Below are 15,452 nucleotides of genomic sequence, written 5' to 3'. Positions count from 1 at the left end.
TCACTTGTCACCCATCGCTGCCCTACCGGCGGCTCGACAACCGGCACATGGCCTTGGCGGTGCGGTGCGGATCGCTTTCGGAGCGGGCGGTGAGCATGACCGCCCCCTGCCGTGTGGCGCCCTTCCTCGCGGCCACGGCCACCTCGACATCCACCGTGCCACCGGCCCTGGCGGTGGCGAGACGGTTGGGCAGCCACGCGGACCAGCCCCGGCCGACAGCCCTCGCCGACAGCCGGTAGACATCCGAGTCCACCGAAGTGGCCGCCGATTCGGCCCGGTTGCCCGTGGTGCGCCCGGTGTTGTCGAGGCCGAAGGTGCACACGGCCCGGGACTGGGCGGCGTCCCCCTTGGCCTCGCCGCGGTGGAGGGCCAGTCCGCGGCGCTGCGGTCCCGCGCCGTCGAGGGACTTCACGGCGATGGTGTACGAGAGCACACCGGACCGGTCGCGCTTGAGTTCGAGCACGTAGAAGTGCAGCCGGTTGGCCCGGTCGATGTACTCGTACTGGCTGCCGGAGTCGGCTCCGGCGTGGAAGAGCGCATCGCTGAGCTGCCGGTAGTCGCCCATGGTGATCTTCTGGGTGGTGCCGTCGGGGCGCCGGAAGTCCACCAGGTCGATGTCCTCGGGATGCGCGTCGACCACCCAGGCGAACGGCGCCCGGTCCTTGTTCTTCGTCTTGGTGAGCAGCACCCCGTGATCCGGGGTGAACGAGTCCATGCCCATGCGGTCGACGATCTCGACGGTGTAGTGGTCGTAACCACCGCCGTCGCACAGCGGGTCGGTGGCGTTGTCGCAGGACGGCGAGAGATCGCGGCCCAGGGCGATGTTGACCCCGGAGAGCCCCTTTTCCCCCGGTGGCGCCGAGCGTGCGGTGACCCGGGCGACCACGAGACCGGAGCTCTTCAGGGCGTCGCGGTCCAGCCGCAGGACGTTCTTCTCGTCGACGATGCCGAGCTTCAGCTTGTCGCGCAGCACATGCTGGGAGCCCATCGAGCCGCCGGCGGTGGCGGGGATCTGCCAGCGGGTGTGCGGCCCGCCGGGGCCGTTGAACGAACCGCGGGAGAGCATGCCCCAGATACCGGTGTACGAACGGCTGAGGGGCGTGCCGTACGGGTTGTTGTAGTTGTCCCCGATGCCCAGGATATGGCTGAGTTCATGGGCGTACACGGCCATGCCGGAGCTCTCGGCCTGCACCGACGACCCGTCGGCGGCGTTGGGCCAGATACGGGCGGCGGACTGCCAGGACGTCCATGGCACATAGCGGGTCCGGGCGGAGTTGTCGCCCGCGGTGGCCGGTGGTCCCCAGTCGGCGGGTATCTCCGCCGCGCTCGGGAACTTCATCTGGCCGAACTCCTGCCAGGTGGACGACTCGTCCTGTCCGGCCGTGAGGTAGAAGACGAAGTCGAACGAGTCCGCCTCGTCGGCGCCGACATCAGCCACCCAGGCGGCCTTGCCGTCGGCCCGGATGTCCTGGTCGCAGCTGTCCCCGGCCGGGCAGGCGCCCGGGTTCATCGAGTCCTCGACACCGTACTGATAGGACTTGCCCGGCATGCGGTACACGCCGAAGGCGGTCAGATCGACACCGATGCGGCCGCCGGAGTCCTCCATCCAGTACTCGTTGATGGTGTGACCGTTGTTCAGCGGCCCCGGGGTGTTGAGGAAGTCCTGGTAGAAGCGGGGGAGGCGGTCGCGGGGGATATCGGAGGCGCTTGCCTGGGGATTGCCGAAGAGGGTGGATCCGGCCGGGCGGCTGACCGTGAACTCCTCGTCCGGATAGTCCAGGAGCACCAGCGCGCCCTTGAAGGTGCGCTGTGTGGGTTTGACGTCGGGGTCCGCCCAGCGCGTTCCGGGAACCGCACGGTAGTCGGCCCAGGTCATGTCGTCCGGGTTGCGCCACTGCTGCGGGTCGATCGGCCGCACCAGCGAGGGACGGGCGGAGCCGGCCGACGGTGTGCCATCGGGGGTGGCGCGCGCGGGTCCGGCGGCGATGGCCGCCGCGGTGGCGAGGACCGTGGCGACGACGGTCAACCGGCCGACGGGTCTTCGGGGGAGTAACAAGGCTCACCTCGTGTCGGGCGTCTTGGAGCTCAGAGATGACAATCCGTACGAGCGGTATGCCTACCGCTGCCCAAAGGTAAGGCGGGGAAAGAGGGGGCGCCAGAGTGCGTCGGTGACGGACGGTGGCCGTCGCCCGCCGGTTCCTGCCCCGGCTCCCCGTCGGGTCCGCGTCGGCTCCGCTCCCGGCTCCCCGGCGGCTGCGCATCGGCTTCGCTCCGGGCTCCGCGTCGGATCCGTATCGGCTGCGCATCGGCTCCGCTCCGGCTCGCGGATGCCGTCCCGGTCCCGGTACCGGAGGACGGCTGCCGGACCGGCGGGAAAGCGCGATAGCGTGTACAGGCCAACGGGAGCTGCCGCCTGGGACTTCGGCTCAGCGCAACCCGGGAACAGCCCACCCCGGAAGGCGAGATGCGCCCGCGCCCCCGAGGTGCGTCCGCACTCGCCCGAAGCCGGGCACCGGCCCTGTCTCCCGTCCGGCGCGATTCGTGGATACCAGCACTAGGAGCCCTCTTGACCAGCCCGGAACAGCGCATGGCTGACCTGCTCAAGACCTTCGGTGAGCCCGCGGCGAACACCGCGTACCTGCTGTGCGACAGGCACCCGGACGACGCCGTCGCGTTCACTGTGGTGGGCAAGGATCTGACCGGCCACGACTTGACGTACGGGGAGCTGCGTGACCGTTCGTCGCGTATGGCCGGTGCCCTGGCCGCCCTGGGAGTCGGAGTGGGCGACCGCGTCGCCACCTTGATGGGCAAGTCCGCCGACCTGCTGGTCGCGAGCCTTGCGATCTGGCGGCTCGGGGCCGTCCAGGTGCCGCTGTTCACCGCGTTCGCCCCGCCGGCCATCGCGCTGCGGATCGCGGGCAACGACACCAAGGTCGTGATCAGCGACGCCGACCAACGCCCCAAGCTGGACCCGGAGTCGGGCTTTCCTGGCGAGCGTCCCTGGCGGATCGTCACCACCGGGCCCGTCACCGGAGCCGACCTGTCCTTCGCGGAACTGGCCGAGGGAGACGCCACGCTGCCCGAACCGGTGGCCGTGGGCGGCGACGGGCTCATCGTGGAGCTGTTCACCTCGGGGACCGCGGGCACCCCCAAGGCCGTCCCGATCCCGCTGCGGGCCGTCGCGGGCTTCACGATGTACCAGCAGTTCGGCCTGGACCACCGGCCCACCGACGTCTTCTGGAACGCCGCCGACCCGGGCTGGGCGTACGGCCTGTACTACGCGCTCATCGGGCCGCTCGCCCTCGGGCAGCGCGCCCTGCTGCTGAACGGTCTGTTCTCCGCGGAGTCCACCTGGGAGGTGCTCTCCCGCTTCGGGGTCACCAACTTCACGGCCGGGCCCACCGTCTACCGCAAACTGCGCGCCTCCGGCATCCCCGCCCCCGGCGATCTGCGGCTGCGCTGCTGCTCCGCGGCGGGCGAACCGCTGCCCCCGGACGTCGTCGACTGGGCGCTCGAGACGCTCGGTGTGCCCGTGCGCGACCACTACGGCTCGACCGAGCTGGGCATGGTGATCGCCCACGCCTGGCACCCGGCCCTGCGTGAGGACATCAAGCCCGGCTCCATGGGCCGTCCGCTGCCCGGCTGGGGGGTGAAGGTGCTGCGCGAGGACACCAACTCGGCGCCGGCCCGCGTGGACATCCCCGGCCGGGTCGTGGTGGACATCGAGGAGAGCCCCCTGATGTGGTTCAAGGGCTACCGCGACGCCCCCGAGCAGACCGCCGAGAAGTTCAGCCCCGACGGGCACTGGTTCTACACCGGGGACACGGCCTCCCGCGACGAGGAGGGCCATCTGTTCTTCTCCGGGCGCGGCGACGACATCATCCTGATGGCGGGCTACCGCATCGGCCCCTTCGAGGTGGAGACCGTGCTGCTGGAGCACGCCGCGGTGGCGGAGGCCGCCGTCGTCGGCGTACCGGACGAGGAGTATGGCGAGGTCGTGGAGGCGTTCGTCGTGCCGCGACCGGGTACGGAGGCGGGCGACGCGCTCGCGGCCGAGCTGCAGCAGCTGGTCAGGGAGCGGTACGCCAAGCACGCCTATCCGCGGAACGTCCATTTCGTGGCCGAGCTGCCGAAGACCTCCAGCGGTAAGACGCAGCGGTTCCTGCTGCGTCCGCAGCAGCCGTCGCCCCGGCGCCGCTGAGCCGCCTCCCGCGCCGAGGCGGCCTCCGGGCACGCCCCGGAGCCGTACCGCGCACGCCCGGCGCCCCGTGTCGCAGCACGGGGCGCCCGGGCCGTGCCCAAGGCCTTGGGGTCACTCGCGGGACCGGGACAGCGCCTCCCGGACCGCCTCCTCCGTGCGCCCCACCACGGCCGTACCGTCGTCCGCCGTGATGATGGGCCGCTGGATGAGCTTGGGGTGCTCGGCGAGCGCCGCGATCCAGCGGTCGCGAGCGCCCTCCTCACGCGGCCAGTCCTTCAGTCCCAGCTCCTTCGCGGCCGCCTCCTGGGTGCGGGTGATGTCCCACGGCTCCAGCCCGAGCCGGCCGAGCACCTCGCGGATCTCGTCCTGGCTCGGTACGTCTTCGAGATAGCGGCGGACGGTGTACCCGGCCCCCTCCGCGTCGAGCAGGGTGAGCGCGCCACGGCACTTCGAGCATGCCGGATTGATCCAGATCTCCATGCCGTACACGGTATCGCGAGACCGCCTCGTAAATGGCGCCTGACCAGGGGCCTTTGTCAGTGCCCGGCCGTAGAATGGAGGCAGTTGAAGGGAAGGTTTCCCGACCATCTCAGGAGGCTGCCGATGGCCGTTGCCGCACCCCCTCTTCAGGAGCTGCCGAGCTTTCCGACCCTGCCGAAGAAGCGGATGCCCGCCGGGCGTCCGCGTGAGTGGTACGAGTCCCACAATCGCCGTCTGAAGGCCATGCGTCTGGCCATCGCGCTGCTCAACTCCGGTGTCTACCGCCCCGAGCAGGCGTCCAACCGCAAGATACGCTCCACGGCCGCCCGGATCGGAGTGCATCCGCCCTCCGACATCACCTGCCGGATGGTGCGCTCCCTCATCCGCCCCGATCACACCGACCGCCCCGCCCGCAGCTAGCACCGTCGGCCCGCCGCGCCTCCTCGGAGCGCGGCGGGCCACGGCTGACGCTCGCCGGGCAACGGTTAACCGAAAACGGACAACGGTTTCCCGAGCGAGGGAGCAGGCCTCCAGCACGGCCCCTGCACCGGCAGTGCGAAAGGAAACGGTCCCTTCCGGGAATGGCGCGGTCCTCGTGCCCGGGTAGGAAATGAAGGGTGAAGAGGGCCGGGGAAATGTTCCGCGGAGAGCCGCGCCGGCGCTCCGGATATCCGGCGGCACGGACCATTCTCGGAGGTTTCGCCGCTTTCCCCTCGCCGTTCCCCGCCGCCTCTCCCGTTGCGAGGGGGCGGGCGCGGGCGCACGCTCTCCTTGACGGAGGGAGGCGGCGATGACCCAGCAACCGCCGTCGGAGGTGGTCGACCGCCCGGTCGTCGGCTCGTTTCCGACCTACGCCGGCGCCCAGCGCGCGGTCGATTTCCTTTCCGACAACAAGTTCCCGGTGGAACACACGGCGATCATCGGCTCGGACCTCCGGATGGTCGAGACGGTGCTCGGGCGGCTGACCAGGGGCCGTGCGGCGCTGGCGGGGGCCGGTACGGGGGCCTGGTTCGGACTGCTGGTCGGGCTGCTGCTGTCCGTGTTCGCCGCCGGGGCCAACAATGTGATCGTGCTGCTGGTGAGCGGTCTCGTCTACGGCGCGGTATTCGGCGCGATCTTCGGTTTCGTCGGGCACGCCATGACCCGGGGGCAGCGCGATTTCTCCTCCCGCAGCCAGATCGTGGCCGCGCGCTATGACGTGGTCGCGGACGCCGAGGTCGCCGATGAGGCGAAGAACATGCTGGCCAGGCTCGCGATGCAGGAGAGCTGAGCGGCTTCCGAGGGTCTTCCGGGGGCCCGTGCACGTACTAACGGCATTAGGAGTAGGGTGTGGCTCCGAGAGATCACACCGACCCCCGAGGAGCGACGGTGAACACCGGCAGGAGCGTGCGCGCGGGCGGAGTCCTTCCGCGACTCCTGTTCGTCGTCGTGCTCGCGCTCGGTGTCTTCGTCATGCACGCCCTGGGCCATCCCGACGGCGGATCCGGTCCGGGTGGCAGCCCCTCGGCCCACCATGCCTCCGGTGAGCTGCGCCCCGCGCCGTACGGTGGCGACCGCGACGCCGGTACGGCCGTCACCGGCTCCGGGTCGCACCGGGCCGCGCCCGCCCCGTCCGCCGAGGCCGGGCATGCGCCGGCCTCGCCCGAGGCAGCGCCGCGCACAACGCCACGCGCGCCCATGACCGGGATGGACATGGCCTCGCTGTGCGTCGCGGTGCTCGGCGTCTGGGTGCTCGGAGTGCTCCTGAGTGCGGTGCTCGCGCGTCACCGCGGTCCCTCGCTGAGGCTCCCCGTGGCGTCGGCCGTCGTCGCACGGCCCGACCCTCCGTCACGCGGACCCGACCTCACTGCCCTGTCTGTTCTGCGGATTTAGGCCGAACCGCGCGCAAAGCGCCGGTACGCCCCATGGAACAGTCAACACTTGGCAAAAAGAGGTAAATCGACATGACCGCATTCACGCATGTCCCGCGTCGGTCGCTCCACCGTCGTCTCGCACTCGTGGGCGCCGTCGCCGCCGGAGGGCTGCTGCTCGCCGGCTGTGGCGGGAACGACGACATGAAGGGCATGGGCCACGCGAGCGCGAAGGAGTCCGCCCCCTCCGGGGCGACGGCGGGCTCCGCGGCGGACACGTTCAACGACGCGGACGTCCGCTTCGCGCAGCTGATGATCCCGCATCATGAGCAGGCCCTGGCGATGGCCGCCCTGGCCGACGACCGGGCCTCGGACGCCCGGATCACGAGGCTGGCGGGGCAGATCGAGAAGGCGCAGGACCCGGAGATCGCCACCCTGAAGTCCTGGCTCAAGGGTTGGGGCAAGCCGGAGCGGCCGTCGTCGGGCGGTATGGACGGCATGGAGGGCATGGAGCACGGTTCAGGCGGTAAGGGTGATATGGGCGGAATGATGTCCAAGGAGGACATGCGGAAGCTCGAGGCCGCCAAGGGGCCCGCCTTCGACCGCGCCTTCGCGAGCATGATGATCGACCATCACCAGGGCGCGATCGCCATGGCGAAGGACGAGAAGAGGAACGGCCGTAACGCCAAGGCCAAGAAGCTCGCCGACGACGTCGTCAAGAGCCAGTCCACCGAGGTCGCCACCCTGCGCACCCTCCTCGACCGGCTCTGATCCGCATCGAGTCCCCGCCGCCCCGGGCCCCGCGGTCCCGCCGCGTGGCCCGGGGCGGCCACCGAGGCGCGCAGGGGCCGTTACCCCATCCCGGGGGCGCAGCCGAGCAGAGGGGGCAGCAGCGGTACGGCCACCGCGGCCGCCACCACCATGCCGCGCAGCGCCGGATGCGGCCGCCGCCGGGCCTCCAGTATCCGCCGCAGCCGGACCACGGCGTCCGGTCCGCCGACGCTGAAGGCCCCGCCGGGAGCCCGGCCCGCCGCCATCGCGTACAGGGCGGAGACGAGCGCTTCGCGCGGATGGCGGCGCAGGGCCCGGTCGTCCGCGGCCATCTCCAGCAGAAGTGCCGTCTGTGCCCTGGCCTCGCGCGCCAGCGGCAGCCACCGGAACACCCGGGCGAACGCCTCGGTGGCCGCCAGCGCCAGATGGTGGCGGCCCGCGATATGGGCGCGCTCATGCTCCAGTACGGACTCCAGCTGCGCGGGGGAGAGCAGTTTCAGCGCGCCCGCGCTCACGACGATCCGCGGCCTGCGACCGGGCAGGCAGTACGCGGCGGGCGTGTCATGGTCCAGCGCGGTGGCGCGCCATCGCGCCGAGCGCCGGCCGACCATGTCCAGTACGCCCCGGTGGTGGGCGCGAACGCGCCGGGCCCGCAGCAGCTCATGGGCGAAGCAGACGAGCGGAAGCAGTGTCACCGAGGCCGGTACCGCGATGGCCGGAACGCCGACCGGGCCCGTGCCCGGGATGCGGGCGTCGAACGTCAACCCACAGAACCGGAGCAAGCCGGACATTCCATTATGAAGATGCCAAGTTGGGGTGACGAGGTGATAAGTGGTCAGAGCCAGCGCGATGGTGAACGACAGGACCAATCCATGCCAAACGGCAACCGCCAAACAGGGTGCGCGATGCGGCCAGGCGCTGCGCGCCAGTGTCGTCGGGGCCACCGTGCCGACCACGGCGGCGTAGCAGCCCAGCGCGAGGGCGGCCGTCACGCCTGGGTCCGCCGCCCCGCGGCCCGAAGAGCCTTGCGCAGCGCGCTGACCTCCTCCGGACCCATCTGCTCGACGAAGTGGGCGAGGGCGGCGGAGCGGTCCTCGCTGGTGCCGAGCGCGTCCTCCATCAGGGCGGCGGTGTACTCCTCGCGGCTGCGGACCGGGGAGTACACCCACGCCCGGCCCTCCTTGGCGCGCAGCAGCCAGCCCTTGTTGTAGAGGATGGAAGCGACGGTCATCACCGTGGTATAGGCGACCGGGCGGTGCTCATTGATGTCGTCCACGATCTCCCGCACTGTGGTGGGACGCTGCCAAGCCCAGAGGCGGTCCATGATCTCCGCCTCGAGCTCCCCCAACCGTCGCATGGACGCTTCCTTCCGCCGTTAGTACGGAGGCCCATAGTAGAGACCCCTGCGGGAGGCCCCGCACGCGGCCGTCGGGAAATCCTCAACTCGCCCTGCCCGCGATAGGCTTGACGCCACGCGCATTCAACATCCGCACGGTTCGAGGGAAGGGAAGTCCGGGTGACTGGTCTCAACAAGGGGCTTCGGAAAATCGAGGTGGCGCTCAAGTGGGATCCGAGTCCCACCGGCGAGCCGCCCCATGATCTCGACATCGTGGCGGGGACGTACCGCGCCGCCGATCCGTACGGCGAGCCCGCGTATCTCGTCCACTTCGACAGCCGCTCACCGGACGGCACCATCAACCTCAACCGGGACAGCCGCACCGGTCAGGGCCTTGGCACCGACGAGTCCATGACCCTCGAACTCGAACGGCTGTCGTCCGAATACTCACGGGTGGTCGTCGGGATAGTCATCCAGCCGACCTCGGGACGGAAGGCGTTCGGAGATGTTCCGAACACCAGCGTCCGGATTCTCGACGGATACACCGAGCTCATTAAGAGCGACTTCACCGGTGTCGCAGAAGCCACTGCCGCCACGGTGGCGGTATTCACCCGGGACGACTCGGGGGAATGGGGAATGCGGAGCGCTATTCGTGGATTCGACACGGATCCCGAAGAGTTTGGGCGGCTCATGGGCCAGGACTATTCCTGAGGGTCCCGGCGACCGGGGTCCGGTGGGGCGCGCGGCCCGCACGGTGAAGGTGCGGACCGCGCGCCGATTCCGGACATCGGGTCAGATATCGGGTCAGGTGTTGCTCGGCGGGCGTCCCGGGAGGCGCGGCCCCCGGGTGAGGGTGTAGCCGCCCACCCCGGCGAGCGCCGCCAGCGCCGCGCCGATCACGGTCCACACCCATCGGTCCGACCACCAGCCGGAGCCCCAGTCGTCCTCCGGCTCGGCGACCGCGTGCGGGATGTCCCCGTCCTTGTCGTCAGCGGAGTCAGCGGAGTCAGCGGAGTCAGCGGAATCAGCGGCATCCGCGGAATCCGAGGACGCGTCGCCCGACGGGTCGGAGTCCGTGCCGGGGGCCGTGCCGGACCGCAGCACCGGATTGAGCGGGGTCACGTCCCCGCCGTCGGCGTGCGCCCCGCCCGCGTCCGGTACGGACGCCTCGATCTCGGCGTCGATCGGCAGCCCGAGGTCCTCGGCGGGCAGATCGACGACGGTGAGCCGCACGTAATAGGCGCCCTGCAGAGGGTCGTTGGCCCAGCGCTCGGACCAGGACCGCACCTGGCGCAGGGTGCAGCTCACGGTGACCGACCCGTCCTGCTGGCCCGCCCTGCGCGCCGGGGTGCCCGAGGCGCACGCCTGGTGGCGGCGCAGACCGTCGTAGACATCGAGCTGCCAGGTGGCGCTGCCGTGCCGGTTGGCAGCGTCGGGCAGCTTCAGCTCCGCCTCGACCTTGGGGATCTGCCCGGCGGCGGCCGGGAACACCCAGTACAGATAGTCGCCGGTGGAGGCCGCCGCGGTGGCCTTCTGACCGGGCTTGATCTCGGTGGCGGTACGGAAGTTCGTACCCGCCTCGGTGGGGGCGCCGTCCTTCTTGTCGTCCGCGCCGTCCGCGGCGGCCGGGGCGGCGGTGGTCAGCCAGGCGGCGGCACACAGGGTGAGCGCGGCGCCCACGGTACGCAGGGCTCGCATCAGTTGGACCTCCAGACGGTGACACGCCAGCGGGCCAGCCAGCCCCACAGCAACCCCGCGAGCAGCCCGCCCACGGTGAGCACGCCCAGCAGTATCCAGCCGCGGCCCAGGCCGAAGGCGGCCACATCGGCGGGCGGATCGTCGTTGCCGACCACATCGACGGCGAGCTCCACCGGGAGGCCCGGGGCACGCTTGACGGAAGCCGGTGCGGAGAAGGACTGGCTCAGCTCCAGGCACACCGTCCGCGCGGTCCCGTCCTCGTCGTCGTCCACATCGGCGACCGGATAGCGCAGCCCGCTGGAGAGGACGTCCGTACGGCCGCTGCCCGCCTCGCTGCCGCGCACCAGCTCCCGGCCGCCCGGGGTCATCGCCCGCAGCAGCACGCCGTAGTCCGGGTCGACGGCGCGGTCCACGGCCACGCTCGCCGAGGCCCGCAGCTCCTGACCGGGCGCCACGCGCATCCGGTACCAGCGGTGTTCGCCGAAGCTCTCCCGGTCGCTGTAGAGGCCGGAGCCCAGGTACGGGGCCTTCGCGCACTGTGCGGCGCCCCGCACCGGCGTGGGCGTCTGCACGGGGGTGTCGGCGGAGCGCCGGACCAGCTGCTTGATGCGGCTGGAGAGCTGGTCCCGGTGCTGGATCGCCGTATAGGTGCCACCGGTGGCCTCGGCGATGCAGCTGAGCTGCTCGCGGACCTTGCGGTCCAGCGTCAGCCCGAGCGTGTCGACGACCAGGTGGGTTCCCTGGGCGGCCAGTTCACGGGCCACATCACACGGGTCGGGCTGACCGCAGGAGTCCTCGCCGTCCGTGATCAGCACGATCCGGCGGGTGCCGTCGCCGCTGGAGAGGTCCTTGGACGCGCCGCGCAGCGCGAGCCCGATGGGCGTCCAGCCGGTGGGGCGCAGCGTGGCGACGGCCGCCTTGGCCTCGGTGCGGTCCACCTGGCCCACCGGGTAGAGCTGCTCGCTGTCCCGGCAGCCGGCCACGCGGTCCTTGCCCGGGTAATTGGCGCCGAGGGTGCGGATGCCCAGCCGCACCTCCTCGGGAGTGGCGTCCAGCACCTCGTTGAACGCCTGTTTCGCTGCCGCCATCCGGGTGTCGCCGTCGACGTCGCGGGCCCGCATGGAGCCGCTGACGTCGAGCACCAGTTCGACCTTCGGGGAATCGGAAGCCGGTTCGCCGGCCATGGCGGGGGGAGGGGATATCAGGCCGCAGGCGAGGGCCGCGAGCAGCCCCAACGCGCCTGTCGCCAGACGTTTCTTTATGATCACCGGCGCATCTTATGGAGCTTCATCTGACGGATCCAAAAGCCCGGTCGCCGCGGCCGGGGGCATACCGCGCCGGGTGTACGGCAGGTGTCCGGGTACTCCCCCGGGAGGGGACGAGAATCCGTCTGGTGTCAGCTCCGGCGTTCGCATCCTCCTCTTAGGGTTGCGGGTATGGATCTCCGAAAGACCCGGCTGCGAGGCCGGCGCCTGGCCGCCGCCGTGGCCGCCGCGGCCGTCCTCGCGGGCGCGGGCACCTGGGCGGCCGCGGCCTCCGACGACCGGCCGGCCGTGCACCGCCAGGACCGCGTGCTGGACATGCCGGGGGCGCGCATCGACACCTCGTACTTCACCTCGGGCTCCGGCCGAAGGCCCGCGGTCCTGCTGGCCCACGGCTTCGGCGGCAGCAAGGACGACGTACGCGACCGGGCCGAGGAGCTGGCCCGCGACGGATACGCCGTGCTCACCTGGTCGGCGCGTGGATTCGGCAGATCCACGGGGAAGATCGGGCTGAACGACCCGGACCATGAGGTGGCCGACGCCCGGCGGCTGATCGACTGGCTGGCGAAACGCCCCGAGGTGCGGCTCGACGGCCAGGGCGACCCCCGGGTGGGCGTCGCCGGCGCCTCCTACGGCGGGGCGATCTCCCTGCTCGCGGCCGGATACGACCGCCGGGTCGACGCCATCGCGCCCGAGATCACCTACTGGAACCTCGCCGACGCGCTCTTCCCGAACGGTGTCTACAAGAAGCTCTGGGCCGGGCTGTTCTTCACCACCGGCTCGGCCGACCTCACCCAGGCCCAGGGAGGCCAGGAGGACGCGAACGGCGGGGGAGGAGCGGGCGGCGGCATGGGCCAGTCGGACCCGGGAGGCGCGAACGGCGGGGCGGGCCAGGGCGTCCGGGCAGACCCCGGGGACACGAACGGCACGGGGGACGAGAGCGGCGGGAAGCCCCTGGGAGGCCAGGGCTGCGGCCGCTTCGAGAAGCGGCTGTGCGAGATGTACGAGCGGGTCGCGGTCGCCGGGAAGCCCGACGCCGCCGCCCGCCGGCTGCTCGAGGCCCGCAGCCCGTCCGCCGTGGCCGGCCGGATCAAGGTCCCCACGCTGATCCTCCAGGGACAGGTCGACTCCCTCTTCCCCCTCGGCCAGGCCGATGAGATGGCGAAGTCGATCCGGGCCACCGGGGCGCCGGTCGCCGTCGACTGGACGGCCGGCGGACATGACGGCGGTGACCGCGAGACCGCGCGCGTGGGGGCGCGCACCCATGCCTGGTTCGACCGCTACCTCAAGGGCGACAAGGCCACCGACACCGGGCCCGCCTTCCGGATCAGCCGCACCGGCGGCATCGACACCACCAACGGCGCGGTCCAGCTGCGCGGCGCCACCGGCGACCGCTACCCGGGCCTCGGCGACGGCACCCGGAAGGTGGCACTGCCCGGACGCGAGCAGTCGTTCGCCAACCCGCCCGGTGCGGGGCCGCCCTCCATCTCCACGGTGCCGGGCGTGGCCGGGCTGTCCCAGGCGTCCTCGCTCGGCGTCGGCCTCTCCCTCGACGTGCCGGGCCAGTTCGCGCGGTTCGACTCGGAGCGGCTGGGCCGGCCCCTGCGCATCACCGGATCGCCCGAGGTGAAGGTGCGGGTCAGGTCCGACACGGACGACGCCGTCCTGTTCGCCAAGGTCTACGACGTGGGCCCGGACGGACAGCAGGTGCTGCCCGAGCAACTGGTCACTCCGCTGCGCGTCACCGGCGCGAAGCAGGGCCGTACCGTCACCGTCCGGCTGCCCGCCGTCGACCACGAGCTCATCGCGGGCCATCGGCTGCGGCTCGTCCTGGCCTCCACCGATCTCGGCTACGCCTCCCCGACCGAGCCCGCCACCTACACGGTCGGGCTCGTGGACGGCGGCCTGACGGTCCCCACCGCACCCGCGGTGCACACCCAGCCCGCCCCGCTGCCCGCCTGGGTGTGGGGGCTGCCGCTCGCCGCGGCCGTGGTGGCGCTCGGGCTGGTGCTGACCGGCAGGCGGCGTACGGCCACTCCCGCGCCCGATCCCGAATTGGCCGAGGTGCCCCTGCAGATCACCGGTCTCAGCAAGCGCTACGCCAAGTCCGCCGACCGCTACGCGGTGCGCGAGCTGTCCTTCCGCGTCGAGAAGGGGCAGGTGCTCGGGCTCCTGGGGCCCAACGGCGCGGGCAAGACCACCACCTTGCGCATGCTGATGGGGCTCATCGCCCCCGACGAGGGCGAGATCCGTGTCTTCGGCCAGGCCATCAGGCCCGGCGCGCCCGTACTCTCCCGCGTCGGCGCCTTCGTCGAGGGGGCGGGCTTCCTGCCGCATCTGACCGGCAGCGCCAACCTGGAGCTGTACTGGCGGGCCACCGGCCGTCCCGCCGCCGACGCCCATATCGAGGAGGCGCTGGAGATCGCGGGCCTGGGCAGCGCGCTGGAGCGTGCGGTGCGCACCTACTCCCAGGGCATGCGGCAGCGGCTGGCCATCGCCCAGGCCATGCTGGGCCTGCCCGATCTGCTGATCCTCGACGAACCGACCAACGGCCTCGACCCGCCGCAGATCCGCGAGATGCGCGAGGTGATGATCCGGTACGCCGCCGAGGGGCGCACGGTGATCGTTTCCAGCCATCTCCTGGCCGAGGTCGAGCAGTCCTGCACCCATCTGGTCGTCATGGACCGCGGCCGGCTCATCCAGGCCGGCCCGGTCGGCGAGATCACCGGCAACGGCGGCAGTGTGCTGGTGGGCCACGACGGCGAGCTGAGCGACGTCCACGTCGACAAGGTGAACGCGCTGCCCGGTATCGCCTCCGCCGCCCGCACCGCCGACGGACTGCTCGTCCAGCTCGACGGGACCACCCCGGCACGGCTGCTCACCGAACTGGTGCGGCTGGAGATCCCGGTGACCAGCTTCGGGCCCAACCGGCGCCTGGAAGACGCCTTCTTGACGCTGATTGCAGGAGGATCCGCGTGAGCTCCCTGTCCCAGGTCGCGCCCGGCTACCGGGCCCATCACACCCTGCCCCTGCGGGTCGAGGCCGTACGGCAGCTGCGCCGCCGACGGACCCTGGTCATGGGGCTGGTGCTGGCGCTGCTGCCGTTCGTCCTCGTCGCCGCGTTCGCCATCGGCGGCACCCCCGAGGGGCGGGAGGGGGTCACCCTGATGACCACGGCCACCGCCTCCGGCGCCAATCTCGCCGCCACCGCGCTGTTCGTCTCGGCCGCCTTCTTGCTGGTGGTGCCGGTGGCGCTGTTCTGCGGTGACACCGTGGCCTCCGAGGCCAGCTGGTCCTCGCTGCGCTATCTGCTGGCCGCGCCCGTGCCCCGGGCCCGGCTGCTGGGGAGCAAGCTGGCGGTGGCCCTCGCGTTCAGCGCGGCCGCCATGGTGCTGCTGCCGCTGGTGGCGCTCGGGGTGGGCACCGCCGCGTACGGCTGGGGGCCGCTGCGGATGCCCACGGGTGGTGAACTGCCGATCGGGGAGGCCCTCGTCCGGCTCGCCCTCGTGGTGCTGTACATCTTCCTGTCCCAGCTGGTCACGGCCGCTCTCGCGTTCTGGCTCTCGACCGTCACCGACGCGCCGCTGGGCGCGGTGGGCGGCGCGGTGGGGCTCACCATCGTGGGCAATGTGCTGGACGCGGTCACGGCGCTCGGCTCCTGGCGCGACTTCCTGCCCGCGCACTGGCAGTTCGCGTGGGCGGACGCACTCCAGCCCCATATGGAATGGGGCGGAATGGTGAAGGGCGTCTCGGTGTCCGTCGCCTATGCGCTGGTGCTCCTCGCGTTCGCCTTCCGTGGCTTCGGCCGCAAGGACGTGGTGTCCTAGCCGGCCACGGGGTCACGAGGCCACGGG

At 71.6% G+C, this 15,452-nt stretch carries 13 protein-coding genes and 1 pseudogene; 8 read left to right on the top strand and 6 right to left on the bottom strand.

Going from position 1 to position 15,452, the window contains the following annotated elements:
* Positions 1 to 22: 22 nt before the first annotated feature.
* Entirely contained in the window at positions 23 to 2,026 is a 2,004-nt protein-coding gene (locus tag J8403_RS03995) for a M6 family metalloprotease domain-containing protein (RefSeq protein WP_246585681.1), read from the bottom strand.
* Between the two features lie 561 nt (positions 2,027 to 2,587).
* Between J8403_RS03995 and J8403_RS03990 the strand changes: the two genes are divergently transcribed.
* On the top strand, positions 2,588 to 4,201 hold the full coding sequence (locus J8403_RS03990) for an AMP-binding protein (protein WP_246585680.1): 1,614 nt from the start codon (positions 2,588 to 2,590) through the stop codon (positions 4,199 to 4,201).
* Between the two features lie 111 nt (positions 4,202 to 4,312).
* Here the strand turns inward: J8403_RS03990 and J8403_RS03985 are convergent, their stop codons facing one another.
* Positions 4,313 to 4,681, bottom strand: a complete 369-nt coding sequence (locus J8403_RS03985) for an arsenate reductase family protein (protein WP_211121887.1) — start codon at positions 4,679 to 4,681, stop codon at positions 4,313 to 4,315.
* A gap of 123 nt (positions 4,682 to 4,804) precedes the next feature.
* On the opposite strand from J8403_RS03985, the gene J8403_RS03980 reads away from it, so the two are divergent.
* The 4 genes from J8403_RS03980 to J8403_RS03965 all read left to right on the top strand — a co-directional run bounded on the left by J8403_RS03980 (position 4,805) and on the right by J8403_RS03965 (position 7,302).
* The gene (locus tag J8403_RS03980; RefSeq protein WP_211121886.1) at positions 4,805 to 5,101 is read left to right on the top strand and encodes a hypothetical protein; all 297 of its coding nucleotides are present in this window, start codon (positions 4,805 to 4,807) and stop codon (positions 5,099 to 5,101) included.
* A gap of 370 nt (positions 5,102 to 5,471) precedes the next feature.
* Positions 5,472 to 5,951: a general stress protein gene (locus J8403_RS03975; protein ID WP_211121885.1), complete on the top strand. Its 480-nt coding sequence runs from the start codon at positions 5,472 to 5,474 to the stop codon at positions 5,949 to 5,951.
* 98 nt (positions 5,952 to 6,049) lie between these two features.
* A complete protein-coding gene (locus J8403_RS03970; protein ID WP_211121884.1) occupies positions 6,050 to 6,553 on the top strand; it encodes a hypothetical protein in 504 nt (167 codons plus the stop codon).
* Positions 6,554 to 6,624: 71 nt separating this feature from the next.
* On the top strand, positions 6,625 to 7,302 hold the full coding sequence (locus J8403_RS03965; RefSeq protein ID WP_211121883.1) for a DUF305 domain-containing protein: 678 nt from the start codon (positions 6,625 to 6,627) through the stop codon (positions 7,300 to 7,302).
* 80 nt (positions 7,303 to 7,382) lie between these two features.
* On the opposite strand, the gene J8403_RS03960 is transcribed toward J8403_RS03965, so the two are convergent.
* Positions 7,383 to 8,093 carry a M56 family metallopeptidase gene (locus J8403_RS03960; protein ID WP_343245250.1) on the bottom strand — a complete coding sequence of 237 codons (711 nt, stop codon included), beginning with the start codon at positions 8,091 to 8,093 and terminating at the stop codon, positions 7,383 to 7,385.
* A 197-nt stretch (positions 8,094 to 8,290) separates the two neighbouring features.
* Positions 8,291 to 8,659, bottom strand: coding sequence for a BlaI/MecI/CopY family transcriptional regulator (locus J8403_RS03955; protein ID WP_059147558.1), 369 nt, complete (start codon positions 8,657 to 8,659; stop codon positions 8,291 to 8,293).
* 156 nt (positions 8,660 to 8,815) lie between these two features.
* Between J8403_RS03955 and J8403_RS03950 the strand changes: the two are divergent.
* A pseudogene (locus tag J8403_RS03950) lies at positions 8,816 to 9,349 on the top strand (TerD family protein); the annotation flags it as partial.
* Between the two features lie 93 nt (positions 9,350 to 9,442).
* On the opposite strand, the gene J8403_RS03945 reads toward J8403_RS03950, so the two are convergent.
* Positions 9,443 to 10,336: a hypothetical protein gene (locus J8403_RS03945; RefSeq protein WP_211121880.1), complete on the bottom strand. Its 894-nt coding sequence runs from the start codon at positions 10,334 to 10,336 to the stop codon at positions 9,443 to 9,445.
* Positions 10,336 to 11,604, bottom strand: a complete 1,269-nt coding sequence (locus J8403_RS03940) for a VWA domain-containing protein (protein WP_211121879.1) — start codon at positions 11,602 to 11,604, stop codon at positions 10,336 to 10,338. Before J8403_RS03940 ends, J8403_RS03945 begins: the two co-directional genes overlap by 1 nt.
* Positions 11,605 to 11,772: 168 nt before the next feature.
* Between J8403_RS03940 and J8403_RS03935 the strand changes: the two genes are divergently transcribed.
* Positions 11,773 to 14,577, top strand: coding sequence for an alpha/beta fold hydrolase (locus tag J8403_RS03935; RefSeq protein ID WP_211121878.1), 2,805 nt, complete (start codon positions 11,773 to 11,775; stop codon positions 14,575 to 14,577).
* Complete coding sequence (locus tag J8403_RS03930) at positions 14,574 to 15,425, top strand: ABC transporter permease (RefSeq protein ID WP_211121877.1); 852 nt, start codon at positions 14,574 to 14,576, stop codon at positions 15,423 to 15,425. The genes J8403_RS03935 and J8403_RS03930 overlap by 4 nt, the downstream gene beginning before the upstream one ends.
* Positions 15,426 to 15,452: the final 27 nt, after the last annotated feature.

The sequence above is a fragment of the Streptomyces yatensis genome (genome assembly GCF_018069625.1).
Classification (GTDB): Bacteria; Actinomycetota; Actinomycetes; order Streptomycetales; family Streptomycetaceae; genus Streptomyces; species Streptomyces yatensis.
The sequence above is the reverse complement of the archived record's forward strand: the minus strand, read 5'-3'. Positions and strand labels throughout refer to the sequence as shown.